Annotated in this window: 17 protein-coding genes; 11 read left to right on the forward strand and 6 right to left on the reverse strand. The window is 56.2% G+C overall.

Annotated elements, in window-relative coordinates; genetic code table 11:
• Positions 1-76 precede the first annotated feature (76 nt).
• The 4 genes from AB1724_12355 to AB1724_12370 all read right to left on the reverse strand — a co-directional run bounded on the left by AB1724_12355 (position 77) and on the right by AB1724_12370 (position 5,513).
• A complete protein-coding gene (locus AB1724_12355; GenBank protein MEW6078599.1) occupies positions 77-3,340 on the reverse strand; it encodes a DUF748 domain-containing protein in 3,264 nt (1,087 codons plus the stop codon).
• 8 nt (positions 3,341-3,348) lie between these two features.
• Positions 3,349-4,155 (reverse strand): MBL fold metallo-hydrolase, encoded by an 807-nt coding sequence (locus tag AB1724_12360; protein ID MEW6078600.1) that lies wholly within the window; start codon positions 4,153-4,155, stop codon positions 3,349-3,351.
• Positions 4,156-4,894: 739 nt separating this feature from the next.
• On the reverse strand, positions 4,895-5,206 hold the full coding sequence (locus AB1724_12365; protein MEW6078601.1) for a HigA family addiction module antitoxin: 312 nt from the start codon (positions 5,204-5,206) through the stop codon (positions 4,895-4,897).
• A gap of 10 nt (positions 5,207-5,216) precedes the next feature.
• Complete coding sequence (locus AB1724_12370; GenBank protein ID MEW6078602.1) at positions 5,217-5,513, reverse strand: type II toxin-antitoxin system RelE/ParE family toxin; 297 nt, start codon at positions 5,511-5,513, stop codon at positions 5,217-5,219.
• Between the two features lie 304 nt (positions 5,514-5,817).
• On the opposite strand from AB1724_12370, the gene AB1724_12375 reads away from it, so the two are divergent.
• Positions 5,818-8,598, forward strand: a complete 2,781-nt coding sequence (locus tag AB1724_12375; protein ID MEW6078603.1) for an Hsp70 family protein — start codon at positions 5,818-5,820, stop codon at positions 8,596-8,598.
• A 6-nt stretch (positions 8,599-8,604) separates the two neighbouring features.
• Here AB1724_12375 and AB1724_12380 read toward each other — a convergent pair whose 3' ends face one another.
• Entirely contained in the window at positions 8,605-10,782 is a 2,178-nt protein-coding gene (locus tag AB1724_12380; protein MEW6078604.1) for an acetate--CoA ligase family protein, read from the reverse strand.
• Between the two features lie 255 nt (positions 10,783-11,037).
• Between AB1724_12380 and ppdK the strand changes: the two genes are divergently transcribed.
• The 5 genes from ppdK to fusA all read left to right on the forward strand — a co-directional run bounded on the left by ppdK (position 11,038) and on the right by fusA (position 19,226).
• The gene (gene ppdK, locus AB1724_12385) at positions 11,038-13,770 is read left to right on the forward strand and encodes a pyruvate, phosphate dikinase (GenBank protein ID MEW6078605.1); all 2,733 of its coding nucleotides are present in this window, start codon (positions 11,038-11,040) and stop codon (positions 13,768-13,770) included.
• Between the two features lie 98 nt (positions 13,771-13,868).
• A complete protein-coding gene (locus AB1724_12390; GenBank protein ID MEW6078606.1) occupies positions 13,869-14,093 on the forward strand; it encodes a hypothetical protein in 225 nt (74 codons plus the stop codon).
• Between the two features lie 43 nt (positions 14,094-14,136).
• A complete protein-coding gene (locus AB1724_12395; GenBank protein MEW6078607.1) occupies positions 14,137-16,434 on the forward strand; it encodes a GspE/PulE family protein in 2,298 nt (765 codons plus the stop codon).
• A gap of 195 nt (positions 16,435-16,629) precedes the next feature.
• Positions 16,630-17,193, forward strand: coding sequence for a GerMN domain-containing protein (locus AB1724_12400; GenBank protein MEW6078608.1), 564 nt, complete (start codon positions 16,630-16,632; stop codon positions 17,191-17,193).
• On the forward strand, positions 17,190-19,226 hold the full coding sequence (fusA, locus tag AB1724_12405; protein ID MEW6078609.1) for an elongation factor G: 2,037 nt from the start codon (positions 17,190-17,192) through the stop codon (positions 19,224-19,226). Before AB1724_12400 ends, fusA begins: the two co-directional genes overlap by 4 nt.
• 81 nt (positions 19,227-19,307) lie before the next feature.
• Here fusA and AB1724_12410 read toward each other — a convergent pair whose 3' ends face one another.
• Positions 19,308-19,844 (reverse strand): periplasmic heavy metal sensor, encoded by a 537-nt coding sequence (locus AB1724_12410; GenBank protein ID MEW6078610.1) that lies wholly within the window; start codon positions 19,842-19,844, stop codon positions 19,308-19,310.
• A gap of 441 nt (positions 19,845-20,285) precedes the next feature.
• On the opposite strand from AB1724_12410, the gene AB1724_12415 reads away from it, so the two are divergent.
• The 5 genes from AB1724_12415 to groL all read left to right on the forward strand — a co-directional run bounded on the left by AB1724_12415 (position 20,286) and on the right by groL (position 26,088).
• A complete protein-coding gene (locus tag AB1724_12415) occupies positions 20,286-22,076 on the forward strand; it encodes an ATP-binding protein (protein MEW6078611.1) in 1,791 nt (596 codons plus the stop codon).
• Between the two features lie 7 nt (positions 22,077-22,083).
• A complete protein-coding gene (locus AB1724_12420; protein ID MEW6078612.1) occupies positions 22,084-23,448 on the forward strand; it encodes a sigma-54 dependent transcriptional regulator in 1,365 nt (454 codons plus the stop codon).
• A 270-nt stretch (positions 23,449-23,718) separates the two neighbouring features.
• On the forward strand, positions 23,719-23,919 hold the full coding sequence (locus tag AB1724_12425; protein ID MEW6078613.1) for a cold shock domain-containing protein: 201 nt from the start codon (positions 23,719-23,721) through the stop codon (positions 23,917-23,919).
• Between the two features lie 230 nt (positions 23,920-24,149).
• On the forward strand, positions 24,150-24,437 hold the full coding sequence (gene groES / locus AB1724_12430) for a co-chaperone GroES (protein MEW6078614.1): 288 nt from the start codon (positions 24,150-24,152) through the stop codon (positions 24,435-24,437).
• A 19-nt stretch (positions 24,438-24,456) separates the two neighbouring features.
• A complete protein-coding gene (groL, locus tag AB1724_12435) occupies positions 24,457-26,088 on the forward strand; it encodes a chaperonin GroEL (GenBank protein MEW6078615.1) in 1,632 nt (543 codons plus the stop codon).
• Positions 26,089-26,610 lie beyond the last annotated feature (522 nt).

A 26,610-nucleotide genomic window follows, 5' to 3' on the forward strand; every position in this document is an offset into this window, starting at 1 on the left:
TCCGGTTCTTCTTCAACCCAGCTGATGAGCAGGATTCCAAGGGCCGAGGGGTCAAGTGAACGACCCCTCGGCCTCTTTATTTAAGCCGCACATCCACGCGGCTGTTGCCGACACCCTTAATGGCTTCCGGTTTCAAAAAAGACGCCTCCACCACGAACACCCGGGCCGGTTCGACTTTTCCGGAAGCCAGAATCCGGTCCCGTATCCGGCGCGCCCGCTGGTCGGCCAGCGTTTTCAATTGATCGTCATCCACCTGGATATGCTGACGCATCAATGTCTCTATTTCCGCAGAGGGGATTCTGCTGTCCAGGCCGAGTACGTTCTTCTGCTTGTCAAACGGCTCAAGCTTGTATGCCTGCCAGAGATACTCCTCGAACTCCTCCGGGGCAATAAGAACGTTGTCCACGGCTGTAGCCCGCGCCTCCGCCGGCGGCATGGCGGCGTGCTTGACGGCCTTGAGCTTTTTTAAGAACGCCATATCGGCCAAAGCCTGCCGGTCCTTCTCTCCATCCACGAAACCGTTCAGTTCAATGGCCAGCTTCGGCCGGTCGTAGAGCAGATCCACCAGTTTGTCGACAACAGGGCCGGTCGCTTCCGGGATATCGGCGCTGCCGTATGCAAACTCCAGATGGCTGGGATCGGCTCCGCCCATGACGGCGCCGACCAGGGAGAAGGGTGAAGTGGCGGCCTTGACGACGATATTGGTAAAGGCCTGGAGAATGATCCGGCCCAGACTGAACTTGGGATCGTTCAGGTCTCCTGAAACCGGGACATCCAGCACGATTTTCCCCTGGCGGTCCCGCAGCAGGGAAATGGCCAGCCCCACCGGAAGATCAGCGGCGTCGGGGCTGTCCACCGTTTTTCCCAGTTCCAGCTGATCGATAAAAATATGGTTTTCCCCGGTCATTTTCCGGTCCTTGACAATGTAGCCCAGATCGGTGAACAGTTTGCCTTTGGCAATATCACGGCCGATATATCTGCCGGAATAAGGACTCACCCCGCTGAGTTCCAGGTTTTCCACCTTGAGAAGAAGATCGGCATAGAGATCCCGGGACAGAGGGCTGATGCGGCCGGACAGGTTCAGCGGTGTCTGGTTGTCAAGCAATCCCGAAAAGAGAACCTCGGCGACCTGATCCGGACGGGAAGAAACACCGGAGACCTCCAGGTTGGCTTTGGACAACCCGGCCTGAAAAAGCCGGCCTGAAGAAAGATCGGAAAACCGCAGACGGCCATCCGCCAGGACAATTTTTCCAATGTCAACCGATACGGATTTGCCTGCGGATTCCGGCGATGGATCGGCTTTGAATTCAGTGGTGCCGGTGCCTGCCTCATCTTTTCCGGCCGTACGGGCAAGGTTTAGCTTTCCTCCGGCGTCAATCGCCACCTCGGCTGACGGGCGGATGAGCCGGATATCGCCTACTTCGAGCGCTGCCGGATGGTTGCCGGCCCTGACGGCGTTCAGTTCCAGGCCGTCAAAGGCTACCAGCGGTCCGCCCTTTTGCCTGTCAATGGACTTGAAGTCACGGATGGCGGCCTGCCCCTGGAATGTGGCCGCAAGATCTTTGCCCTGGACTGGCGCCAGCGATACATCACCCTGGAGAAACGCTTCTCCGCCGGTTATCTCTCCGGGAACATAATCGGCCAGAAACGGATAAAGGCCGGGCAGGCCCAGGTGGTCCAGTCCGACCGCCAGACCGGCCGACAACGGCGATAGGCCCACACCACCCTTGACCGTCAGCAGGCCGCTTTCATTGAGACGGCAGGAAAAATCCACCTGGCCGGTGTTGTCCCGACGCGTGGAGAAATCCGTCACGGCGGCCCGGATTTGATCGACGACCGCGCCGGCGCTGTTGCCCGGCAGCAGGCCTTCGGCCCGAACCTGATAGTTGTCCAGAGACAGGGTGCTCAACGAGACCACCCAGGACGGAGACGCTTCTTCCGGGGTCGAATCCTCGCCGACTGGTTCTTCTGTGATGGGCTCCGCCGCCGGACCGGACAGGGCCTGCAGATTCAACGTCCCGTCCTTCAGCCGATTGACCCGCAGGCGGCCGTCGGCCGTGCGGACCGCGCCGATGGTAATATCCCTTTTGCCGGTATCCACCGCAACCGCATCCACCTCCAGCAGCGGCAGACCGATTATCTCGCCGGGCGAAGGCCCGTCAGCCGTTTCAGACCCGTCTCCGTCGGATAATGAAACGACGGCATCGGCCAGACGGAACGCATCGACCCGAATCTTCATCGGCGAATCACTTTCTGGTCTATCCTGGACCTGATCTTCTTCCGCCGGAGCGCCGGTTCCGGCATCGGCCGGCGGCGGCAGAATGTTCAGTCTTCCGGACGCATCCCGTACCAGATGAATTTTCGGCCCTTCCAGTTCAACGGCGGAAAGATGAATGTCACCGCCGAGGATACCCGACGGCGACAGGCCGATTCCCAACCGGTCCAGTTCAAGCAGCGGGCGGTCTTCAGCATCCGTCGCCTTCAGGCCTTTTAATTCCGTGCGGCCGCTCAGCCGCAAAGCCGTCTCGGGGGTATTAATAAATGAAATCGTCAGGTTGGCATCCAGGGTGCCGTTTTTGATCGTAACGGGCAGGGCCGCGGGAACATAATCCAGGTAATAAGGCAGGTCCAGTTCCTTTAGCTCCAGGTTAAAATTCGTTTCCAGGCTATGGTGAAACGGCTTGGTCTTGCCTTCCAGGGAAAACGGCCGGCCGTCGATGTCGGCCGAAAACCGGGGCAGAACAAAAACCTCCGCGGCCTTGCCGATGGTAGAGATAAAAGGGACGCCCACATTCAGGTGTTCCAACCGGTGGATTTTGCCTTTGCTCTCATCCTTGAAGACAACATCGCCTTCTACAATTTCGATATTGGCCAGGGAGAACGCAAACAGGGACGCTTCTGAATCCGCTTTCTGCGGCTCCGGGACGGAAGACGGCTCTTCTTTGGCGGGCTGAATCAGGTCTGAAAAATTAAAAGCGCCCCGCTCGTCCCGGAAAAGACGGACAACCGGTTTGTCCAGGCGGGCCTGGCTGACCACCGGCGCCGCTCGAAACAGGGACCGCCACTCCAGATTGACAAACAGGGACTGAAAAGCGGCCATGTCGTCAACGGAATCTTTCTGCTTTACGGAGAAATTTTCAACCGCCAGGGTCAGGGTAAAGGGGTTGAAGCGCACCTTCCCTATGGCGACTTTCCGGTCTATCGCCTGGGAAAGCTTGCTGACCGTAGTGTTCCGGGCAACAAGGGGAATAATGAAAAACCCGGTAAAGACGTAAATCGCCAGCAGCCCGGTGATTGCCAGCAGCCATTTCCGGCGACGACTCAGATTGTGGATCATCATTGATTGCCTTATCTGTTCCGCAGTCTCGAAAATTCCGAGGGATCATGGGTGCAGCAGGTTTCGACTTCGCCTTTGTGGCGGTTGACCACCTGCCACAGGGCGCGCATCTGCTTCATGGCCCGGCCGTGGTCGATGTGCGCGAACCATTCAAAGGCGATAAACCCCGGCGTACACCCGCCGGCCTCTGCCATGCGGCGTTCATGGTAATAGGCGTCACCGGCGTGCAGCAGCCACCGTTCCGGCGTCCGGATGGCCACGCCGCAATGCCCCCGGGTATGTCCGGGCAGTGGCACCAGCACGATCTCTTCCGGCAGCCGATCGGTATCCCGGACGCAGGGCAGGCCGAACCAGTCATCATTGCCGGGCATTTCATGAACCACCCAGCGGGGGGAGTGGGCAAAGTGGCAGCGCCGGTAGCGCTCCTTTTCCCGGAAGGTCGTCGGGTGGGTGGCCGCCTCGTATTCCGGCCTCAGCACATGGACCTCGGCCCGGGGAAAATCAGGCAGCCCGCCGGCATGGTCCAGGTCCAGGTGAGTGATCAGAATATGCCGCACATCTTCGGTTTTGTAGCCCAATGCTTTGACCTGCTCGGCGGCCGTGTCTTGAACATCGGCTTTCATATTCAGCAGAAACCGCATGGGCCCCAGTCGCCGGGGGTCTTTCATGTCGGCGATGCCGACGCCGGCGTCAACCAGGATCAGCTCTCTGCCCGTATTGATCAGCAGGCAGTGACAGACGATCAGGGCCGGGCTCTGGTTGAGCAGCGCGCCGCCCATGGGCCTCATGGTGCCGCAGTTTAAATGATGTATTTTCATGGGCATGTCCTTTTCGTTAAGGGAAAATCCGGTTGCGAACCGACACCAGCCTGGCCATCTCGTCGTTCTGTATATGAGCACAAGGAGCGGATTTCATGCTTTCCATTGGGGGCAGGTCAAGGCAGAGCTGCCTTCCTCGATTTTTGTCTTATCAGAATCGTCTTCGCGTAACAAGTTTTTGATGGACGCAGGCATTTGTTGCTCAAGCCCGGCGGATTGACTAACAAAAAGTGATGGGGAAGAATATAGCATGCGGTTTTGCCAAAAGCATGTTTGTTCGCGCCGTGACCCTTTTGGGGCCGGCTGGCATCATCCGCGGCGTTTCTCGAACTCGGGCTGCGCTGGATAATCTGAAAGACCTGCCACCACCCTCGGACAGCGAGAAACGCTTTTCGCGGCTGACGCCACCCGGCTATTTCCCAAAAGGCTCAAAGGCGCTCACAATCACACTTTTGGCAAAGCCCGGCAGCCCTGGTACTACTTTTCAGTTAGCTGAAACCCACCGAATAGCGGATAACCCCAGAACTACTTCGAGTCCATTTTGGAACCTCGGGCAAAATAGCTCCGTAATATTACACAATATAGATGGCTATAAGCCTTCCTGTCTCTTTTAGATGGTAAAGGAGCCCTCTGTAGTTGGTCCAAATAGTGTACGGTATCACCTGTCGAATATCAAACTGGCCGCATTCGGGAAAGGGGTTTTTGTGAGCGACCTGCGGGCATTTTGGGAGAAAGCCTATTATGCGGAGGCTTCATGGATCGGCCGGGCCCGTCCAATCTTTTCCATTCGTTTGGGCGAATGCAGGGCGGCCCACAGGTCATTCCGCTGCTGCAGATTGAGCCAGAAGTCCGGCGTCGTACCGAATACCCTAGCCAGCATCAACGCCGTGTCAACGGTGATGGACCGTTTGCCCGTGCAAAGTTCGTTAACCGTCCGCCGGCTGACATTCATGGCGGAAGCCAACTGCCCCTGCGTAATACCCAACGGCAACAGAAATTCCTCGGTTATCATTTCACCGACACTGACCGGTCGTCGTTTGGTCGCAATCATTTTACACCTCTTATCTGTATGCGTGATTATCCAGATATACGCCGTCGGCTTCTCCGCGGCTATCGTCCCAGGAAAAAACGATTCGCCATTGATTGTTTACGCGAATGGAATATTTGCCCTTCAAGTGGCCGGATAGCAGTTCAAAATGGTTGCCGGGCGGACTCTTCAAGTCCGCTTCGCTGGCCGCATCGTCCAGCAGTTGCAGTTTTCTGAATAATCGGTCGCGGATATCGGCGGGTATTTTTTTAGACGAAACGTCTTCGGTAAAAAAGTCCCGTAACCAGTTATCCCGAAATTTTTTGATCATGTTTTTACTGTAACGTATATGATTACAATTGGCAAGCAATCTTATTCATTAAAACTGACAGCCTCTAAGCTTGTGGCATTTAAACTCGCCGTATTCGGGAAAGGGGTTTTTGTGAGCGACCTGCGGGCATTTTGGGGAGCGAACAAAACACTCCTTCCCGAATGCGGCCTTATGCTTCTATGATTCATTATTAATATATACCCCCGTGTTGACATCCCCGGCTTTCGTCCCTACCATTAGGCCACAAAAACCGGGCAAAAGCCGTCCGCGTTCATAACTGCTTGTAAACTGGAAAGGTTTTCAAATGTTGCCTCCGGATGCCCGATTCGTTATCGGAATTGACCTGGGCACGACCAACTCGGCGGTGTCGTACGCGCGACTGGACGCCGCCGACGGAAAGAAGCCCGCCATCAAACGGTTTGAAGTGCCGCAGCTCACCGGCAGCGGCGAGTTTTCCCGCCGGCCGGTGCTGCCGTCATTTTTATATATCCCCGGCGAACACGAAATCGCCGAAGCGGCCATCACCCATCCCTGGCGCATGCCCACTAAAAATTTTTCCGGCATCTTCGCCCGGGATTTCGGGGCCAACATTCCGGCCCGACTGGTTTCTTCGGCCAAAAGCTGGCTGTGCGAAAACAGCGTCGACCGGAACGCCGCCATCCTGCCCTGGGGTTCGCCGGCCTCCGTGCGCAAGGTCTCACCGGTGGAGGCGTCGGCCGCCTACCTGGACCACATGCGCCAGGCCTGGAACCTGTCCCGGGGCGAGGAAGAGGAGGAGTACCTGGAGAACCAGCTGGTGGTGGTGACCGTGCCGGCGTCGTTTGACGAGGTGGCCCGGGACCGGACCCTGGCGGCAGCCTCCCTGGCCAGCCTGAAAAACATCATTCTGCTGGAAGAGCCCCTGGCCGCCTTTTACAGCTGGCTGGCCGTCCACGAAAACGACTGGAGCGAAAAGGTCAGCCCGGACGAACTGATCCTGGTCTGCGACGTGGGCGGCGGCACCACGGACTTTACCCTGATCACCTTGAGCGACGAGCACGGCAGCCCCCGTTTTGAGCGCATTGCCGTAGGCGATCACCTTATCCTGGGCGGGGACAACATCGACCTGGCCCTGGCCCGCCGGGTCGAAGCAAAGCTCAAGAAACCGCTTGACGCGGACCGGCTCAAAACCCTCTGCCACCAGTGCCGCCAGGCCAAGGAAAACATCCTGGAGGAACGCTCCGAACGGGAACGGATCACCCTCATGGGCCAGGGTGGCAGCCTCATCGCCGGCACGATCTCTTCCGTTCTGGACCGGGCCGAGGTCCGGGAAACGGTGCTGGAGCAGTTTTTTCCGCTGGTGGACGAAGGCCGGGTGGCGGCCAATCCGGGGACCAAGGTCCGGTCGGCCTTTGGCCTGGCCTATGAAAGCGATCCGGCCGTGACCGCCCACCTGATGCGGTTTCTGTCCCGCAACGCCGCCGAAACCGAGTCGCGGATGTCCCGGCCGCCCGTGCCGGACATCGTCCTGTTCAACGGCGGAGCCCTCAAGCCAATGCCGGTCCAGGAGCGGATCCGGGAAGCCCTGCGGCAATACTACGGCCTGGGCGACGCGGATCGGCCGCGGGCGCTGATCAACCCCGACCACGACGCCGCGGTTTCCCTTGGCGCGGCCTATTATGGCCTGGTCAAGTCCGGCCAGGGCGTGAAGGTGGGCAGCGGCAGCCCCCGCTCCGTTTACCTGGGCATCGCCACCGGCGAGGAAACGGCGGATCGGCCTGCGTCCGCCATCTGCGTGGTGGAAAGGGGCCTGGAGGAAAACACCCGCGTCGAACTGGCTGACCGGACCTTTGATGTCATCGCCAACCGCCGGGTGCGGTTTGATCTGTACAGCTCCAGCTTCCGCTCCGGGGACCGCCACGGCGATATCATTGCCGTCGATGATTCGGTCGTGCCGCTGCCGCCGGTGGAGACGATCATCCAGTTCGGCGAAAAAGGCGCCGCCCGGAACATCCCGGTTCACATTGAGATTGAATACACGGAAATCGGCACCCTGGTGCTGTGGTGCCGCTCTCTGGCCAGCTCCCACCGCTGGCAGTTGCAGTTTCAGCTCCGGCAGGCAGCGGCGGCCATGGATATTCCCGACGCCGGCCAGGTGATGGACGCCAATCTGGTGGAATCCGCCCTGTCGGTGGTAAGTGAGGTGCTGTCTGAAAAGAAAGCCGGACCGGCGGAAAAGAAGAAGTTGACCGGTCTGGTTCACGCCCTGACCGACCTGACGAAAACTTCCCGGGAAAAATGGCCGGTGTCCTTCCTGAGGGCCATGGCCGATCGGCTGATCGATATCCGGGAGTGCCGGCGGATCTCCGCCGACCATGAAACCCGCTGGCTGAACCTGGCCGGGTTCGCCGCCCGGCCCGGCATCGGCGACGGGTTTGACGCCCAGCGCGTCACCGCCTTCTGGAAAATCTACAACCAGGGGATCTGTTTTGCCAACAACGCCCAGGTCCGGGTGGAATGGTGGATCTTCCTGCGCCGCATTGCTTGCGGGCTGAAGCCCGGTCAGCAACGGCAATTTTTTCAGGATGTCTCTTCGCTGATTCTGCCCGGAAAAGGCCAGGGGATCAAGCTGTCCGAGCAGGAGCAGGTGGAAATATGGATGGCCCTGGCCAATATGGAGCGGCTGCTGGTCAAGGACAAGATCACCTGCGGCCGGGCCCTGCTGACCCGGATCGCGAAAAAGAACTGCAAGCCCCAGTACCTCTGGGCGGTTTCCCGCCTGGGCGCCCGGGACATGCTTTACGGGTCCGCCGACCGGGTGGTGCCGCCGGCCGAGGCAGCGGAATGGATCGACGCCATCATCGGCGTGGACTGGCCCCGGCCCGAAGCCGCGGCCGCGGCCGTTTGCCGCCTGGCCCGCAAAACCGGTGACCGTACCCGGGATGTGGACGCAGGCCTGGTGGAACAGCTTCTGTCATGGCTGAACGAAAAGAATCTGGCCGGAGAATGGGCCTCCCGGATCACCGAGGTAAAAGCGGTGGAACAGCAGGAACAGACGCTGACCTATGGCGAGTCGTTACCGGCCGGGCTGATTCTACGGTCCTGATCCGGATTACCGTCGCTGCTCGCGCAGCAGAAACCGGCTGTAATCATACATCTTGGCCAGGGATTTGACGGCCCGCTCCGGAGTGGGGAAGAAAACGCCTTTGTAACGGGCGCCGTCCACCTTATATAAGGTCTTGTCTTCGGTCTCGTCGGTGACGATGTTGACCCCGATGACCGGCTTTTCGTAAGTTTCCATCAGCTTGACGATGTGGGCGATGTAGCTTTCTTCAAATTCATACATGGCCTTTAACACTTGCTGGCCGAACCCCACGGTGTAGTTCGGATCAATGACGACGTTTTTGATCAGCCGCTTGACGCTGTGCTTCCGGCCCAGAATACCGAGATTCAAGACCATGTCGCAGCCGTCCCAGCGGATCAGTTCTTCGATCACCCGCACCGGAAAGGAGTTATCCCGCTCACCGACCAGATCGACCGGGTTGGCATGACTCCAGTAGGGCGGCAGGATGCCGTTGATGGTTTCGATCAACTCCGGCGAAAGCTGCGGCACTTCCAGATTGAAGGAGGCGCACAGGTCCGAGGCCACCACCCCCCAGCCGCCGCCCAGGGTCATGATGGCCACCCGTTTGCCTTTGGGCAGGGGCAGGGAGGAAAACGCGGCTGAAAGATCGAGCATATCCATGGTCCGGTCCACCTTGATGATGCCGGTCTGCCGGCAGACCGCCTCAAAAACGCGGGCGTCCGACGTCATGGCGCCGGTATGGCTGGCCGCGGCCCGGCTGCCGGCCTCGGTCTGTCCCCCCTTTAACATGACAATGGGTTTCCGCCGGGACAGGCGCCGGGCGCTTTCCAGAAACCGCTGGCCGTTCTTGACGCTTTCGATATAGAGCATGACGATTTTCGTGACGTCGTCGATTTCAAACCCTTCCAGATAGTCCTCGATGGTCACCATGCCCTCGTTGCCCGACCCGCAGAAGGCCCGGATTTCGATACCCTGCTGTTCGGCGAAATGGAGCAGCTGACCGCCCATGTTGCCGGACTGGGCCACCACGGCGATGCCGCCGGGATCGGGCCAGACCAGGGAACCGGTGCAATAGAGCCGGATGTGGGGATTGATGATGCCCATGGTGTTGGGACCGATGACCAGGATGCCGGCTTCCCGGGCTTTTTCCATGACGTTTTTTTCCAGGGCTTTCCCCTCGGGTCCGACTTCGGCAAACCCGGAGGTGATCAGCAGCATGCTTCTGATACCTTTTTTCGCCAGGTCGGGAATCAGGTCGCTGACGCCGGCGGCCGGAACGGTCACCACCGCCAGGTCCACCGGGCCGGGGATGTCGTTGACGGATTTGTAGGTTTTCCGGCCCGCGATTATGTCTTTGGTCGGATTGACGAGGTATATTTCGCCTTCGTATCCGTTGGCCACGGTATTGGTGAAGAGCAGGTGCCCCCACTTGCCCATCTGGCCGGAGGCGCCGACAAAGGCGATGGAACGGGGATAAAACAGTTTTCCCAGAGCCTTCGGGTCGACCGGCGGCGTGACAGGGCGTTCCTGGCCGCGACCGCCCTTGACGATCAGGGCGTCTACGGCGCAGATTTTTCCTTCAGGGGTGATGATCAAGGGATTGATGTCGACTTCCGCGATGTCCGGCTCCTTTTGTCCGATTTCCGACAGCCCCATCAGGGTGTCGATCAGTTGACGCCGGTCAGCCGGGGCGTCTCCCCGGAATGCCCCCAGCAGTCGGGTGGCTCTGATTTCGTCGATCATTTCCCCGGCGTCAATTTCGGTTAGCGGCGCCACGCGGAAGGTGATATCGGCCAGGGCTTCGGTGAAAATCCCGCCCAGGCCGAACATGACCACCGGCCCGAAAACCCGGTCGTGAAACAGCCCGGCCACGAATTCCCGTTTCCCCTGAACGTGAGGCTGAACCAGAAACCCTTCCAGCGCCGATCCGGCAGCGTCGACAATCCGGCGGCAGGCGTCTCGAACGGCGGTCCCGTCGCCGAGATTGAGGTGTACGATGCCGGCCTCAGTCTTGTGCATCAGAGTGGCGCCCAGGCCCTTGACCACCACCGGAAATCCGAAGGCTTCGGCCGCGGCAACCGCCTGGTCGGTTTCAGTCGCGACGGTTTCCGGAACGACAGGAACGCCGTATCGTTTCAGTATGTTTTTCGCGTCATGTTCGGAAAGAGCTGTTTTTTCGGTAAAATTCAAGTCAGCCTGACTCATCGGCGGTTTCCTTTATTTTGCGTCCATATTTGCAGACAAATTAATTGACGAGCGCGTTCAGCCACTACCTTAACGCTAACGTTAATGTTAATTATCCTAAGCGATAATAAATCAAAAGTCAAGCGGCGGTTGGCATATAAAAAATCTGAATATTGACATAACCTATGCTGTTGCCTATACTTCTTTTCCCGTAACCACGCGGTTGGCCGTTCTTTTTTCTATTTGTCCCTTATCACAAAAACATAAGGAAGCCATATGAAAACAAAAAAGTGGGTTTATCTTTTCAGCGAATTGGATCAGGTCATGGCCAATGTCAATAACGACTGGGACTCGGTGCGGGCACTCTTCGGCGGCAAAGGCGCCAATCTGGCGGACATGCAGCGCATCGGGGTTCCCGTTCCGCCGGGTTTTACGGTCACCACCGAAGCCTGCAATGCTTACCTGGCCGGCGGCGGCGTTTTTCCGGACGGCATGTGGGACCAGGAACTCCAGGCGCTGATGGACATCGAGAAGCTTACCGGTAAAACGTTCGGCGACAGTGAAAAACCGCTGCTGGTTTCCTGCCGGTCGGGCGCCAAGTTTTCCATGCCCGGCATGATGGATACCGTGCTCAACATCGGTCTCAATGACGAGACCGCCCAGGGCATGATTCAACTTACCCGGGATCCCCGTTTTGTTTATGACGCTTATCGCCGCCTGATCCAGATGTTCGGTTCCGTGGTCATGGGGATTCCGGATGAAGCCTTTGAATCGGCTATCGACCAGGCCAAGCGAAGAGCCGGCCTGACGACTGACGCCGAACTGACGGCCGATCACTGGCATGCCCTGACCAGTCATTTTAAGACCATTTTTCACAGCCATACCCAGATCGACTTTCCCCAGGATCCGGTGGAGCAGCTCATGATGGCCACCGAGGCGGTTTTCAAAAGCTGGAACGGCAAGCGGGCGGTTGATTACCGAAATGCGGCCGGCATTTCCCATGATCTGGGCACGGCCGTCAGTATCGTTACCATGGTCTTTGGCAACATGGGGGACAGCAGCGCCACCGGCGTGGCCATGACCCGCAACGGCGCCACCGGGGTACCCGGGCTGGAAGGCGATTATCTGATCAATGCCCAGGGCGAAGACGTGGTGGCCGGCATCCGCATGACCAAAAGTATCGACCAGCTGGCCGTGGAGATGCCGGAAGATTACAAGCAACTGCAGCAGATCGCCGCTGTTCTGGAAAATCACTACCGCGACATGCAGGACATGGAGTTTACCATTGAGCAGGGGAAACTATGGATGCTTCAGACCCGGGACGGGAAACGAACGGCCCAGGCGGCCGTGCGGATCGCCGTGGACATGGTGGAGGAGGGGCTCATCTCCCGCGAGGAAGCGGTTTCCAGAGTTTCTCCCGGCCAGATTGATTTCTTTCTTCATCCTCAGTTTGACAACAAGGCCGTGGCCGAGGCCCGGGGCGGAGGCAAAGTGCTGGCCCGGGGATTGAACGTTTCGCCCGGAGCGGCCGTGGGCAAGGTGGTGTTTGAAGCGGACCTGGCCGAGGCCTGGGCCAAAGAACAGGGCCGGCAGGTGCTGCTGGTTCGCCCGGAAACCAAACCGGATGACGTGCACGGCATGCTGGCGGCCAACGGCATCATCACCAGCCGCGGCGGCCGAACCAGCCATGCCGCCCTGGTGGCCCGCCAGTTCGGCAAGCCGGCCGTGGTCGGCGTGGCGGCGCTGCAGATCGACCTGGTCAAGCGGCGCATGGCCGTGGGCGAACTGACCATCCAGGAGGGTGACTGGCTTTCCCTGGACGGCAACACCGGTGAGATTTTCGTCGGCCAGATCAAGACCATGGTGCCCGACATCAACGACCCCTGGCTGATCCGGTTGCTGGGCTGGGCCGACCGGATCCGTACCCTGGGCGTCATGGCCAATGCCGATTATCCGGCGGATGCCCGGCGGGCCAGGGAGTATGGCGCCGAGGGCATCGGTCTGTGCCGGACGGAACATATGTTTTTTGAGAGCGAGCGTCTGCCCCATATCCAGAAAATGATCATGGCCACACTGCCCTATGACCGCCGGGAGGCCCTGGCCGCACTGCTCCCCTTCCAGCGGGAAGACTTCGCCGGCCTGTTCCGGGCCATGGACGGGCTGCCGGTCATCATCCGTCTGATCGATCCGCCCCTGCACGAGTTCATGCCCGATCTGCTGGGACTGATCAATGAACTGGCCGACCTGAAACTGCGCGTCAACCACGCCACCACCATGGCCGAGATCGATAACCTGTTGCAGCAGATCCGCCTCAAGGAGCGAATCCGGACCCGGGCCGAGCAGTTGCGCGAGCAGAACCCCATGCTGGGGCTGCGCGGCGTCCGCCTGGGCATCCAGATTCCGGAATTGACCGGCATGCAGGTCCAGGCCCTTTTCGAAGCCGCCTGCGAGGTCACCCGTGAAGGCATTAAGGTGCTGCCCAAGATCATGATCCCCCTGACCACCCATGCCAATGAACTCAAACGCCAGCTGGAGGTACTGGAGGCCACGGCTAAAAAAGTCATGGCCGAGCAGAGCATCACCATCGATTACAAATTCGGGACCATGATCGAGGTCCCGCGGGCGGCCATGACCGCCGACCAGATCGCCGTTTATGCGGAATTTTTCTCTTTCGGTACCAATGATCTGACCCAGACCACTTTCGGCATTTCCCGGGATGACGCCGAGTCCGGTTTCCTGATGAGCTATCTGAACCAGGATATTCTGCCGGAAAATCCCTTTGCCACCCTTGACCGGGACGGCGTCGGTGAACTGATGCGTATCGCCGTCACCAAGGGACGCGGGAACCGCCCCGACCTGGAGTGCGGCATCTGCGGCGAGCACGGCGGTGATCCGGAATCCATCGCCCTGTGCCATGAACTGGGGCTTGACTATGTGTCCTGTTCGCCGTTCCGCGTGCCGGTGGCCCGCCTGGCCGCGGCTCATGCGGCTTTAAAAAACAGGCCATGATAATCTCCTCTGGAATGCGAGCCCCGGAGGTGTTGTGAACGGACTTGACAGAAGTGGACATTTCCGTATAATAAAATAATTCAAGGCGTTTCAATCTCATGGGAGCGACAAAATCAACAACCCAGCTGGTCTGGGGCCTGCTGCTTGTAATGGCGGGAATCGGCGTGGTGATCAGGGCGAACCTGCTGGATTCGGAAATGAAAACCATTGCGGGGCAGCCCTCTACCGAGATGTTCATCCGTATTTGCGTTTATGTCATGGCGGTTCTACTGATCGGCGGCGGTATAAGGAAAATAAGAAACTATTTTTCAAAAAGCCAATAAACGGGTTATCAATCCGTAATTTCGTAAGTTAAGGATTTCCAACATGGCTTCAATCTTATCCCCGGCTAAAGGCACTGATTCCGGCGAGGAATATCGCCAGAAAGTCCAGGATCTGAACAAAAAAATATTTTCCGCCTCCAACCTGGACGAAATCCTGATTGATCTGAAGGATGATATCCTCGGTCTGTTTGACGCCGAACGCATTACCATTTATTTCGTGGATGGCGTCAAGCGCGAACTGGTTTCTCGCTTCAAAACGGGCAATGAAATCGAGGAAATCCGGGTTCCCCTCGCCCCGACCAGCATTGCCGGCTATGCCGCTTTCAAGCAGACGATAGTCAATATCGCCGATGTATATGATAAACGGGAACTGGCCAAGGTCGACGCCGCCTTGAACTACGACGACCGCTGGGATAAGCGCACCGGCTTTACCTCCAAACAGATGCTGGTGGCCCCGATTATTTTTAAAAAGATGCTGATCGGGGCGATTCAGCTCATCAATCATAAAAACAAGAAAAAGTTCACCGAAGAGGAGGAAAAAAGCCTCCGGGAACTGGCCGAAACCATGGGAATCGGTCTGTACAACCAGAAAAAAATGCAGGCCGCCAAAAAAGGCCGGGGCAAGTTCGATCACCTGCTGGAAAATCATATCCTGACCCAGAAAGAGGTAAAAGAAGCCGCCGTTATGGCCAGGGAGCAGGGCAAAACCATCGAAGAGGTGATGGTCAAGGAATATAACGTCCCGAAAAATGCCATCGGTGAATCTCTGGCCAAATACTATGACTGCCCCTTTCGCCCTTATGACAATCAGATCCCCATTCCAGGGCACTTACTGGCCGGGCTGAAAGTCCCTTTTATGAAAAAAAACGTCTGGGTGCCCCTGGGATCCACCACCGACGGCGTCATTCAGATAGCCATAGACGATCCCTATGATACCCAGCGAGTCAATGAAATCCGGGCACTGTTTTCCGGCCGCACCCTTCGTTTCTGCGTTTCCTTCAAAGAAGATATTTTTGATTTTATCGAACTGTTCACCACCGACGAAACCGAAACCGCCTCCATCGATCAGATCCTGTCCCAGATGCAGGCCGAAGACAATGAGGTCATGGAGGCCGAGGGCTCGGTTGACGAGGAAAGCAGCGCCATCGTGCAGCTGGTCAACAAAATCATCATTGACGCCTACAACCGGAACGCCTCTGATATTCATATCGAGCCCTACCCGGGCAAAAAGAATACCGAGGTCCGAATCCGCATCGACGGCGCCTGCACCCTTTACCAGACCATTCCATATAATTACAAAGCGGCGGTTGTCTCCCGCCTAAAAATTATGTCGAACCTGGATATCGCCGAAAGACGAAAACCCCAGGACGGAAAAATCGCCTTTAAGAAATACGGGGGACTGGATATAGAATTGCGCGTTGCCACCGTGCCGACCCAGGGAGGGGTGGAAGACGTGGTCATGCGTATCCTGGCCGCCGGTGAACCGATACCAATTGAAAAAATGGGCTTTTCCGAGCAGAACCTGAAGAAATTTCTCGAGTGCATTCACAAGCCCTATGGCATTGTCTTTGTCTGCGGCCCCACCGGCTCCGGTAAAACCACCACCCTGCATTCGGCCCTGAAAAAAATCAACAAAGTGGACACCAAGATCTGGACTGCGGAAGATCCGGTTGAAATCACCCAGGTGGGGCTGCGACAGGTTCAGGTTCAGCCCAAGATCGGGTTCGACTTTGCCGCGGCCATGCGCGCCTTTCTCCGCGCCGACCCGGACGTCATCATGGTCGGTGAAATGCGCGACAAGGAGACCACCCACATCGGCATCGAGGCGTCTTTGACCGGTCACCTGGTGTTCTCCACTCTGCACACCAACAGCGCCCCGGAAAGTATTACCCGTCTTCTGGACATGGGGATGGACCCCTATAATTTCGCGGATGCGTTGCTGTGCATCCTGGCGCAACGTCTGGTCCGCACGCTCTGCAAGGACTGCAAAAAAAAGTTTCATCCCACCCAGAAGGAGTACGATGATCTGGTCCATGCCTATGGCGGGCCGGAGGAATTCAACAGCCGCTGCGGAACTCCCTACAACGACGACTTTGTCCTGTACAAGCCCTCCGGATGCAACGCCTGCAACAACACCGGCTACAGAGGCCGGATGGGGCTTCATGAGCTGCTGGTGGGTTCGGATACCATGAAACGGGCGATAATCGATCTAAAGCCGGTTGAAGAGTTAAGAAAGCTGTCCATGCAAGAAGGGATGAAAACCCTGCTTCAGGACGGTATTGAGAAGGTCATTGCCGGCCATACGGATTTGCTGATGGTCCGGAAAGTTTGCATCGCCTGATCCGGATGAGACGGTTTATCGGCGCGTTGGCCATTTGATTGACCTGTCAAATCCCGCGTGGTTTTGCTTTTCGCAAACCATCCGTTTTTCGCCGCCGCGAATCCCCCTTCTATATCACCGCTTGACATCAACGCTGTCATGGCTTACATGTGTGTATATTTTTTTTCCTTACGGCATTAGGGACGCTGGTGTTTTATGGATAAAACCAAACTGATAGTTTATGCCGTGGTGTGTTCGCTTCTAACGGGCATTGCCGTTTACGGGTTAATGATGGTTGTTCCCGGTAAGCCGACTTTGCCGGCAAGCAGGCCGGCGAGGGAAAAGAACAGGCACGGTAAAATCGACGTATACCTTTATTTCGGTCTTTCCGCGGACACGCTGCTGGTGGCGGAAAAACAAGTGATTAACGGTGCTGCGGACCCGGCGACGTTCTCAAAAAACATTATTGACGCCCTTATTGCCGGTCCGGTCGATAAAAATCTGGTGCGAACAATGCCGGAAGGGACGGTCTGCCGGGCGATATACCTGACCGAGGACAGCACAGCCTATGTGGACTTCTCCGCTTCTATCCGGGACAAGCTTCCCGGGGGGTCGGAATCGGAACTGCTGGCGATTTATTCAATCGTGAATTCACTGATATTAAATGTGGATCAGGTCAAGAAGGTAAAAATTCTTATAGAAGGCAACGAAGTCAATACGATGGCCGGCCACATCGACCTGCGCCAGCCCTTCAGCGCCAATATGCGGATGATCAAATGACGCAACCGACAAAAATAGAAAACCTGCGAAACATCGGAATCATCGCGCACATCGATGCCGGGAAGACCACGGTCACCGAACGTATTCTGTATTACACCGGTCGTTCCCATAAAATGGGAGAGGTTCACGATGGTGAAGCCGTCATGGACTGGATGCCTGACGAACAGCAGCGGGGCATTACCATTACCTCGGCCGTCACGACCTGCCGCTGGAAGCATTCGGAAATCCAACTGATCGACACCCCCGGCCACGTGGATTTCACCATCGAAGTGGAGCGATCCCTGCGTGTCCTGGACGGAGCCGTAGGCGTTTTCTGCGCCGTCGGCGGCGTGGAACCGCAGTCGGAAAAGGTCTGGCGTCAGGCGGACAAATATCATGTGCCCAAAATCGCTTTTATCAACAAAATGGATCGGGCCGGCGCCAATTTTTTCGGTACCGTCGACATGATGAAGGAAAAGCTGCATGCCACCCCTCTTGTCATTCAACTTCCCATGGGCAAAGAAGACGCCTTTTCGGGAATCATCGATCTGGTGGAAATGAAGGCCGTCGCCTGGGATGATGACAGCCTGGGCGCGAAATTTGAAGCCGTTGATATTCCCGGTGAGGTTCTGCCGACCGCCGAAACCTGGCGGGAGAAAATGATCGAAGCGCTGGCGGATGTGGATGAAACGATCATGAATGCCTATGTGGCCGGAGAACCGGTGGAAAAGGCGAGGATTCTGGCTGCCATCCGCAGGGCCGCCATTACGCTGGAACTGGTTCCGGTCTTATGCGGAAGCGCCTTGAAAAATAAGGGAATACAGCCATTGCTGGACGCCATTTCCCAGTTTCTGCCCAGTCCCACCGATGTGCCGGCGATTGAAGGGATCAATCCGCAGACCGGTGAAAAAGTCCGTTGTGAACCCAAGGCATCGGCCTCACTGGCAGCGTTGATTTTCAAGGTGTCCATGATGGAGGGGAGACGGCTTTCCTATGTCCGGATTTACAGCGGACGGATAAAAACCGGTGATGAGGTTTATAATCCTCTCCGGGGGAAAAAAGAAAAAATTTCCCGCATTCTACAGATGCACGCCAACAAGCGGGAGCGGGTGGAAGATGCCGGTCCCGGAGGAATCGTCGCGGTTATGGGACTGAAGGAATCCTCCACCGGCGAGACGCTTTGCCGGGCTGACAGGCCCGTGCTTCTGGAAAAGATGGAGTTTGACGAGCCGGTCATGTCCATCGCCGTTGAGCCGAAGACGCATGCCGATCAGGAAAAACTGGATGAAGTGCTTGAAAAATTCGCGGCCGAAGACCCTACCTTAAAGGTCGCCACCGATCAGGATACGGGGCAGAGAATTCTGTCCGGCATGGGAGAACTTCACCTGGATATCATCATCAGCCGAATGCGCCGGGAGTTCAACACCATGGTGAACGTCGGTAAGCCCCAGGTGGTTTACCGTGAAACCATCGCCAGGGAATCGACGGCAACGTCCGTATTTGATCGGGATATAGCCGGCCAGCACCATTTTGCCGAAGTAACCTTGAAACTGATCCCCGCGTCGAGGCGGGAGGGAAATCGTTTTCTGGTAAATCTCGCGCCCGGCGCGCTGTCGCCGGAGTTCATCCCGGCGATCGAGCAGGGGGTCATGGAATCGTTCGCCAGCGGGCCCTTCATGGGGTATCCGGTACTTGATGTAACGGCCGTGCTGACCGGCGGCGCCGTGCGGGAAGGCGTGAGTACGCCCCTGGCATTTACGGTGGCCGGTTCGATGGCCTGCAAGGACGCCCTTTTTAAAGGGTCCCCTTTCCTTCTGGGCCCTGTTATGGCCGTTGATGTCTATGTGCCGGATGGATTCCTGGGCGATGTTATCGGGGATATCAACTCCCGGGGCGGCAAGATTGAAGCCATTGTCGCCAAAGCGGAATACCAGGAACTGAAAGTCATCGCTCCGCTTGCCCGGATGTTCGGTTATTCCACGTCGCTGCGATCCGCCACCCAGGGAAGGGGAACGTTTTCCATGCGATTTTCCCATTTTGACAAAGGAGAGTAACCGGTAAAAGGGGGGGTGGCTGTGTTCCTCATTTAAGGGGGAAGGAGGGGGAAGGGGAGAGGAACACAGCCGGGAGGAACTTTAATTGTTGCTTATTTTGTTAGGGCAACCGGTACCGGGGGCGACTTTGCGGGAATCCCGCATACAGCCCGGCTTGTCGTTTTTCGGGCAGCGCCGGAACATGTTTCCGGTACCCGCATCCGGTGCGATTTTTCTGGCTTCCAGTTGATAATCGACCTGTTTTTCCATGAGTGTGGCACTTAACGCCGATATTTCTTTCAGCACGGACTGAATACTTTTTCTGTCCGGGTCCGATGTCCTCATCAGAACGGCAAGGTTTTTGTAAGCCGTGTTCAGTGCGATCCGGGTTTCCGCTGTGTCGTCGATAAATTTCTGATTAAGAGCAGCCAGCTGGTCCTTTTGGTCGCTGGTCAGGTCATCACGTGCATCCCAGCGAGCGGGATTTTCGCCGCAGGGACAACCGCTGCCGATTCCACAGGCAAATGCCTGGGGACAGGGGCAATCGGCCCCCATTCCCCAGGCAAAGGCCGAGGAACTGGCTGTGACAATGAGGAGAAGCGTTATCAGAGAGATTTTATTGATACGGGATAATTGCATCAGTCAGCTCCTAAACAAGGTGGTTAGAGGGTTGTTGGTTTATCATCAGTTGCTATTTGTAAATGCAACCGGCGTGCCATGCCTAAAAATTTTTATAACATTTTGTTTTATTGAAGTTTTATATTGTTTATCAAAAACGATTCCATTATGGTGTACCATTGAATGGATATTTTTTATACACAAGCACTGCCCAGATGGATATAAAATATCCATAAATATTGTCTCTATCCTTTAAAATGAGTGGCTCCCAAGACTTATTTCCTTATTTATACGAGAACAGCGGTTGTTTGAGAAACGCAACAAGGACGTGGCAAGGCATGATTTTATTTTTCAGGACGTAAATCCTTTAAAGCCTGTATATTAATGATAAGGCATCATTTTTGCAAAAGAGGGTTACCTTAGTTGTTATTAAAAGAAATAAAAAAAGCCATGCCGGCGTTTATGCAAAGAAAACTCACCCTTGCCCAGGCCTTGCTGGGAATATCGCCTTTTTTAATTCTTGGGATCTTTCTGGTCCTGGTTCCGATTTTCATCTTTATCACGATAGATAATATCAAATCCCTTAACCAGCGGGTTACCGAACATTTTACCGGCAGGGGAGAGGCGCTGATTCGCTCGTTTGAGGCCGGAGCCAGAACCGGCATCATGATCATGAGCTGGGAGGCGGAAAAAATTCAGCAATTGCTTACTGAGACAACGCTCCAATCCGATATTGAGTACATAATGGTTACCGACCGCCAGGGGAAAATCCTTGCTCACAGTGATCCTGCCCGGGTTGGCGAGGTCTACGGGCAGATGCCGGAATTACCCGGCAAGGAAAATCCGTCCCAGGTGAAATACCATGAGATCATGGATGATGACAGTAAACGTATTTTTGAAGTGTATAAGCGGTTCACACCTGTCCGGCCGAGACTTTCCAGGGAAAATCTGAGGAAAATGGTGGACCGGCTGCCGCCCCTGGAGCCCAAATCCCTGCCGGACAGCTGGTGCAGCCTGCATTTCTGCATCTGCCGCAGTCCGGGATGCCCCGATGTGGAGCAGTTCATTTTTGCCGGATTCGGCATGGAGCGGGTGGATGCCGCCAGAAAAGATCATGTCCGGCGGTCAATCCTGCTCGGCGGGGGGCTGTTTTTGATCGGATGCGCCGGGATGGTCAGCCTCCTGGCCTTTCAGGCCTATCGTTCGGCGCAACTGTCTCTGGTCAGGATGAAAGCCTTTTCCGACGAGGTGGTCACCAACATGCCTGCCGGGCTGGTGACGATTAACGCCGCCGGGACGGTTACCTCCTGCAATCGGCGGGCCGCGGAAATGTTTTCCGCCGTCCCCGATAACGTTGTCGGCCAGAACGTGGAGTCCATGTTTCCAGCCGTCCGGGATCTGGCGGCACGAGTGGTCGCCTCCCGGGAAAATATTTCCGCCGAAGTGGAGAGCCCGGGACCGGAAGGGTTGAAGCGGGTGTTTGATGTCGGCGCTTCACCAGTGAAAGACGACAGCGGCGTGATTACAGGTTATCTGATGCTGTTCAAGGACCTGACTGAGGTCAGGCGATTGGAAAAAGAGATCGAACGCAGCCGGCGCCTGGCGGCCATCGGCAAATTGGCGGCCGGCGTGGCACATGAGATCAGAAATCCGTTGAGTTCCATCAAGGGGTTTGCCACCTATTTCAAGGAAAAATTCAACGGCAAAGAGGAGGTGACCAAAACGGCCGACATCATGATTTACGAGGTGGAGCGGCTCAACCGGGCGGTCACCCAGCTGCTGGAATTCGCCCGCCCGATCGCCGTCGATCTGGCCGACGTTTCTCCGGAGAGCCTGATATCTCACTCGTTGCGCCTGGTTGAACAGGATCTGAAGAACAAGCGGATTGAATGCCGGACGTTGATTCAGACCGGCAGGAAAACCATTCGGACCGATCAGGACAGAATGAACCAGGTTCTGCTGAACCTGTACTTAAACGCCATCGAAGCCATGGAAGCCGGCGGCCTGCTGACCGTTACGGTGGCCGACACGGAGGATGAAAATTTCGTGGCCATTGACGTGACGGACAACGGCCGGGGAATACCGGATACGGATATGGAACAGATATTCGATCCCTATTTTACGACCCGGAACACCGGGACCGGGCTGGGGCTGGCCATTGTCTACAAACTGATTGAAACGCTCGGCGGAACCATATCGGTCTCAAGCCGCCTGGGCCAGGGAACAACGATTCACCTGCGCGTCCCCTGTTGAGGAAATGATGAAAACACGAAATACCATTCTTATTGTCGATGACGACGCCGGGCACCGCTCCATGCTGCGTACCCTGATGAGCGGCTGGGGATATGATCTGGCGGAGGCGGATGACGGATCGCGGGCGGTGGACATGGTCCGGGAAAGAAGTTTTGACGTGGTGCTGATGGATCTGAAAATGGTCAACATGTCCGGGGCGGAGGCCCTGGAAAAAATAAAACAGCACAACCCGTCCATTCCCGTCGTCATCATGACGGCTTATTCCTCCGTGGAAACCGCCGTGGAGACACTTAAAAAAGGGGCCTATGACTACCTGACCAAACCGCTGGATTTTGAAAAACTGAAGCGGACCGTGGCCCGTATCATCGAAAGCCTGTATCTCAAGGAAGAAAACAGGGACCTGAAGGAAAAACTGGGCCGCCGTTTTTCCCGTGAAAATATCGTCGGCAACAGTCCGGCCATGGTGCGGTTGCTGGAAACCGTCGAGCAGGCGGCGCCATCGGACGCCAACATTCTCCTGGCCGGTGAGTCCGGAACCGGCAAGGAACTGATTGCCGGTGCCATTCATTACAACAGTCCCCGGAAGGAGTTTCCTTTCGTCAAAATCAATTGCGCCGCGATTACCGAAACGCTTCTGGAGTCCGAACTGTTCGGACATGAAAAGGGCGCTTTTACCGGTGCCGACAGGAAGAAAAAAGGCCAGTTTGTTCAGGCCCACAACGGCAGCATTCTCCTGGACGAGATCAGTGAGATGCCGATGACCATGCAGGCAAAACTGCTGCGGGTCCTTCAGGAACGGGAAGTGACGCCGGTGGGCAGTGAACAGACCATCGCCGTGGATGTCCGCATTATCGCTTCAACCAACAAGGATCTGGCCGAGATGGTCAGCAGGAATACCTTCCGGCAGGACCTCTTTTTCCGCCTGAACGTGGTCAAACTGGACATACCGCCGCTACGGGAACGAAAGGAGGATATTCCGGAACTGGCCCATCATTTTTTACAGGTGTTTGCCGCAAAAAACAAAAAAACGATTCATGGCTTTACACCCGATACCATGGATGCCCTGTTGAAATACGCCTGGCCCGGCAACGTCAGGGAACTGATGAACACCATTGAGCGGGCGGCGGTGCTGTCACGGACGGACTATCTGTCTCTCCAGGATTTTCCCCTGATCGCTTCCCGCGTGGAGCCGGACGATCATGCCGGCGATTTTCTGGAAACGATACCGCCGCTGCCCCTGTCTGAAGTGGAAAAAAAGGCTATCTTGGGTACCCTGGCCGCCACCGAAGGCAACCGGAGTGAAGCCGCCCGGCGCCTGGGCATTACCCGCAAGACCCTGCTGAAAAAGCTGAAAGAATACGGCGTCGCTTGAAAAAGCCATTCGAATCCGGCGAAAATACACCGTCTGAACCCGCGTTTGAAGGGTTGATGGCAGTGCCCTCCCCCGGTATCAAGCCCAGCGGCAATTTTCAGGGCCGCCTGCAAATTTTTCTTGCATTTTCAAAGCGGTTATCATAGAGATAATATCAGCTTTGTTATAGATTGACGGGCTGGTTTCGTTCTGCAGGTAGCATCCCTTTGTCGCAAAGTGGGACCCTAAAGTTCTGGAACCAAAAACATTAATGAAAGGAGGGTGTCACTGATGCACAAGGGTGTTGTGAAGTGGTTTAATGACAGTAAAGGCTTTGGCTTCATCGAGCAGGAAGACGGACCGGATGTGTTCGTTCATCACAGCTCGATCAATTCAAGCGGCTTCCGGTCTCTCAACGAAGGCGACCATGTTACGTTCGACATCGAGCAGGGCGCAAAAGGTCCTGCCGCCGTGAATGTAACCGTCGTGTAAGCCGAATACCGAACCAACTGAAAAAATCAAGGCGCCTTTTGCAAAAAAAGGCGCCTTTTTTATGGTCCCTGAACCGCCGTTCATCATATCCTCTCCTTCCATCCCCGAAAAAACTTTCCGGCCGGGCTTGACATTTGTGCCAATAGGCCTATTTTTTTATTATTTTAGCATATTGAGGATATCGAAAAATAATTATTTAATTCAACATCATAAGGAGGGGAGTTTCAGAAATGAAAATAAGACCTTTAAACGACAGAATCCTGGTAATCCGCACGGAGGAAGAAACCAAAACAAAGGGAGGGATTATCATTCCCGATACCGCCAAGGAGAAGCCCTTTCAAGGCAAGGTCGTTGCCGTCGGCCCCGGCAGAGTGGACGACAGCGGGAAACGGATGCCGCTGGACGTAAAGGAGGGGGATAAAATTTTATTCTCAAAATACGCGGGAACCGAAATCAAGATTAATGGGGTGGAACATCTGTTTATGAAAGAAGACGACATTCTCGGAATCGTCGAATAAAATTAAGGAGGCTTCAGTCATGAGCGCAAAAATGATCTGTTACGGCGCTGCCGCCCGGCAGCATATGCTAAATGGTGTCAATCAGCTCGCCAATGCCGTCAAGGTGACCCTGGGCCCGAAAGGCAACAATGTCGTGCTGGAAAAATCCTTCGGCTCTCCGGTGGTGACCAAGGACGGCGTGACCGTTGCCAAGGAAATCGATATTGAGGGCAAATTTGAAAATATGGGCGCCCAGATGGTCCGTGAAGTCGCCAGCAAGACCAGTGACGTGGCCGGGGACGGAACCACGACCGCGACGGTGCTGGCGCAATCCATTTATATTGAAGGCCAGAAACTGGTAACCGCCGGTATTAACCCCATGCCCATCAAACGCGGCATCGACAAGGGAGTCGCCGCGGTTATCGACCACCTCAAGTCCATCTCCAAGCCGATTTCAAACAAAAAGGAAATCGCCCAGGTGGGCAGCATTTCGGCCAATAACGACGATTCCGTCGGTGAAATTATTTCCGAAGCCATGGAAACCGTGGGCAAGGAAGGGGTGATTACCGTTGAAGAGGCCAAAAGCATGGAAACGACTCTGGAAACGGTTGAAGGCATGCAGTTTGACCGCGGCTACCTGTCCCCCTACTTCGTGACCAATACCAGCAAGATGCTGGTGGAATTAAAAGACCCCCTGATTTTAATCCACGAGAAAAAGATATCCGCCATGAAGGAGTTTCTGCCGGTTCTGGAAAAAATCGCCCAGAGCGGCAAGCCCCTGCTGATCATCGCCGAGGATGTGGAGGGAGAAGCCCTGGCGACACTGATTATTAACAAGCTCCGGGGCACCCTGCGTGTAGCGGCCGTTAAAGCTCCCGGTTTCGGAGATCGTCGCAGGGCCATGCTGGAAGATATTGCCGTTCTTACCGGCGGACAGGTGATTTCCGAAGACACGGGAACGAAGCTGGAAAATATCACCTTTGACCAGCTGGGCCAGTGCAAAACCGTGAAAATCGACAAGGACAACACCACCGTTATTGACGGCGCCGGGAAGAAGAAAGATGTGGAAACCCGCATCAAACAGATCCGCGCGCAGATCGAAGAAACCACCTCCGATTACGATCGGGAAAAACTTCAGGAGCGGCTGGCCAAGCTGGTCGGGGGCGTGGCCGTACTGCATGTGGGCGCCGCTACCGAAACCGAAATGAAGGAGAAAAAAGCCCGGGTAGAGGACGCCCTGAATGCCACCCGCGCGGCCGTGGAGGAAGGCATCGTTCCCGGCGGCGGCGTGGCCCTGGTCCGCTGCATTGCGGCCCTCGACAAAGTGGCCGTGAAGGGAGAGGAAAAGCACGGCATCAAAATTTTGAAAAGAGCGCTGGAAGAGCCTCTGCGGCAGATTGTCGGCAATGCCGGTTATGACGGAAGCGTGGTCATCAACCGGGTCAAAGAGGGAAAAAACGATTTCGGTTTTAATGCCGCTACCGAGGAGTACGAAAACCTCATCGCTGCCGGGGTGATTGATCCCACCAAGGTCGTCCGTTCGGCTCTTCAGAACGCCGCCTCGGTGGTTGGATTAATGCTGACCACCGAAGCCATGATCGCGGAAAAACCGGAAAAGAAAAAAGCCCCGGCCATGCCGGCCGGCGGCGGAATGGATGACGATATGTACTAATCCGGACGGTTCGGAGTTGATCGTTTTTTTATCGCTGGGAGAACGGATTGCCCGTTCTCCCAGCTTTTTTTTGTCGTCGCCGGGTATCGGCGTGTCCGCCTCCTTCGAGGATCCCCGGGAATTTGCCCCTTTTCAAAGAAAGTAAAGCCCGCCTTTTGCAAGACGGGCTTTACCCCTGGTCCTCCCTGACCAGATAATCATTTCCCTCCTGGAAATGATCTGCTGCACGCCCGGCTTGAAGTTCTTCCCGCGCGGACGAATGATGGCCGTGTTCCCCCGCCGCCGCTGATTGCCGGCCGCGACTTGTCGCGTAAGAGGGATGTAAGACACACGGAATCTTGCCATTGAACTGCTTGCTGATTCGAGACGAGCAGGTGAACCTGCTCCGGCAGACAGGGGGTTGAGGGGCCTGCCATCTGCCATCATCACCGTCGTCAGGAAAACACGCCATCAATAGCACAAACAGCGATTTTCATATTCATTGACTGAAGTCTTTTCTCCCCACCCTTCGGGTTTATGCTA

The organism is Thermodesulfobacteriota bacterium, assembly GCA_040753795.1.
GTDB lineage: Bacteria > Desulfobacterota > Desulfobacteria > Desulfobacterales > Desulfosudaceae > JBFMDX01.